This window comes from Halorubrum tibetense, assembly GCF_042661865.1.
GTDB classification, from domain to species: domain Archaea; phylum Halobacteriota; class Halobacteria; order Halobacteriales; family Haloferacaceae; genus Halorubrum; species Halorubrum tibetense.
Map to the genome: position 1 here is coordinate 1 of NZ_JBHSWW010000339.1, position 2,273 is coordinate 2,273.

2 protein-coding genes are annotated in these 2,273 nt (G+C 68.9%); one reads left to right on the forward strand and one right to left on the reverse strand.

Annotated features, from left to right (window positions below; translation table 11 throughout):
* Nucleotides 1–1,342 (reverse strand): flippase (locus ACFQEU_RS14705; RefSeq protein ID WP_379783373.1); only part of this gene is annotated, 1,342 nt, incomplete at its 3' end.
* Nucleotides 1,343–1,470: 128 nt separating this feature from the next.
* Between ACFQEU_RS14705 and ACFQEU_RS14710 the strand changes: the two genes are divergently transcribed.
* Nucleotides 1,471–2,273: tetratricopeptide repeat protein (locus ACFQEU_RS14710; protein WP_379783375.1), on the forward strand; the 803-nt coding region annotated here is incomplete at its 3' end.

Below are 2,273 nucleotides of genomic sequence, written 5' to 3' on the forward strand. Positions count from 1 at the left end.
CGGCGGCCGCCCCGATCGGTTTCAGGAACGACCGCGAGTAGGGGTGGAGCCGCTCGAAGTACCACACCTCCGCCACCTTCGTGAGGTTCCGCGCCGCGAGCACGCCGGCGGACGCGAGCGCGGCGCCGACGAGCCCGAACGCCTGAATGAACAGGTAGTTGAGGGCGACGTTGGCGACGCCGAAGGCCCACTCGTTGACCATCACGGCGTACTGGTGGTCGGTCATCATCAACAGGTAGCCGCTCGGTCCGGTCGCGCAGTTCCACAGCTGACTGACGACGAACAGGCTCAACACGACGGTTCCGACGGTGAACTCCGGCCCGAACAGCGCGAGGATCTCCGCGCGGAACACCACCATCACCGCCGCCACCGGGAGGCTGGCGGTGAGCGTCCATCGGGTGATGACGCCGTAGATGGCCGCCAGGTCCGTTCGGCGGCGTTCCGCGTGCAGCCGCGACGCGACCGGTGGGAACAGCCGGTTGAACGCTAACAGCGGGACGTACAACACGCCGGCGACTAGGACCGAGACGTTGTACACGCCGACCGCGGTCGACGACAGGAACAACCCGACCATCAGGACGTCGACGCGTCCCTGCATCACCGTTCCCGCTTCTTTCGCGGTCAGGGGGAGCGAGTAGCCGTAGTACTCCCGGACGGTCCGGCGGGTGTCCCCCGGCGACCGGAGCGTCGGTCGAACGTCGAGCCGGCGGACGAAAACCAGGGCGGCGACCCCGAGCGTCACGACGCTGGCGGCGACCATCGCGACCACGACGCCGTACAGCGACCCCCCGACCGCGATGGTTCCACCCACACCCACCACGCGGAGCGTCGGCTTGAGCAGTCGCTTGGTCGCCACCTCGTACTCGACCCGCTCGACCGCCCGAAACGTCGCGTACAACAGGCTCGCGAGCGTGTCGACGAACAGCACCGCGGCGAACAGTCGGAGCACCCCGACGAACCGCGGGTCCTCCAGCGTCAGGGCGGCGATCGTCGGGGCGAGCAGGAACAGCGCCCCGGCGACGACCAGCCCGCCGGCGGCGGAGGTGACCCACGCCAGTCCAAGGAGGAACCGTCGCTTCCGCGGGTCGTCGGCGTACTGTGGGAGGTACTTGAGGATCGATTCGTCGGACCCGAGGTTGGTGATGAGCAGCGCCGTGAACGCGAGCGTCTTTCCGTACGCGAACAGCCCGTAGGTCGCGGCCCCGAAGAAGCGCGAGACGAGCAGGTGGAGCAGGAACTCGCCGGCGTCGGAGACGACCTTTCCGACGGTGTACAGCGAAGCGCCGCGCGAGATCGACGCGAGGGATCCGACCCGGGAGCGATCCCCTGCGTCGTCGGTCATACCGATCGCTCGTCCCGGACGACATTGGGTCCACGGATCGGCGACTCGCCGCCGGAACCGTCGTTCGGCTCCCCCCGATCGCCCCGCCGACGTAACGCTTACCCATCGTGACCGTCAATTCCGGCCATATGACCGATGAACGCGACGTCGACGGCCACGAGTTCTCCGCTGGTCAGGGCGTCGACGCCGACTACGAGGAGTTCACGCTCGATCCCGAAGAGCTGGACGCCGATCCCACCACGGTCGACCCCGTCGACTCGCGGGTGCTCACCGATGTGCTCGACCGACGGAACGTCGAGAGCGACGCCGTCGATGTCGAGCGGCTGATCGACGTGGGGCTCTCGTACATGGGGATCAACCGGTTCGAGGAGGCGACCGAGACGTTCGAGCGCGCCGCGCAGTTCGCCGAGGAGGACTCGCTCGAAGCACAGGAGGCGTGGGTGAACAAGGGGGCGGCACACGCCCAGCTGGAGGAGTTCGACCAGGCGATCGGCGCGTACGAGGAGGCGCTACGGATCGACGACGACTCCGAGCACGCCGCGACCGCCGAGACCAACCTCGCGTACGCGCTCTGGGAGTTCGGCCGCGAGGAGCAGGCGCTCGAACACGCGGAGCGCGCGGTCGAGACGGACCCGCGCTTCGCGGAAGCCTGGTACAACCGCGGCTTCCTGCTCGTCGAGCGTGGCCTCGTTGAGGACGCCGTCAACTGCTTCGACAACGCGATCCGCCTCGGCTACCGCGACGCCGGCGTGTTAGAGGAGAAGGCCCGCGCCCTCGAGGAGGCGGGCGAGCACGAGCAGGCCGAGGAGGTCGCCGACCGCGCCGAGGAGATCCGTCGCGAGGCCGAAGAGCAGATGATCGAGGAGCAGACCGGGCAAGCGCCTGGGCCGGGCGGGCAGGGTCGGCAGGGCGGTCGATCCGGTGCCGGCGG